The organism is Rhodoferax ferrireducens (assembly GCF_003347515.1).
GTDB lineage: Bacteria > Pseudomonadota > Gammaproteobacteria > Burkholderiales > Burkholderiaceae_C > Rhodoferax.
The window spans coordinates 1-224 of record NZ_QEII01000034.1 but is presented as its reverse complement, the minus strand read 5'-3'; the positions used below and the strand labels follow the sequence as shown (position 1 = coordinate 224).

At 58.9% G+C, this 224-nt stretch carries 1 protein-coding gene; it reads right to left on the bottom strand.

All coding sequences use genetic code 11. From position 1 onward, the window contains the following. The coding region (locus C5P05_RS00130) for a sensor histidine kinase (RefSeq protein WP_420130702.1) at positions 1-224 on the bottom strand (224 nt) is incomplete at both ends.

Below are 224 nucleotides of genomic sequence, written 5' to 3'. Positions count from 1 at the left end.
CGGGTCCGGTCGGCACTGACAAAGCAAGGGCGATCAAACTGCGGAAAGCTGATGTGGATGCCGCTTTTTTGCGCCTGCGGCTCGATCATGGCCTGGCAATCGAGCAGCACTTCGGGCAGCGATATGGGCTCCAGCGACAGCGACAGTTTGCCGGACTCGATCAGGGCCAGATCCAGGATCTCGTTAATCAACTCCAGCAGATACCAGCCGGCCTGCAGAATCTG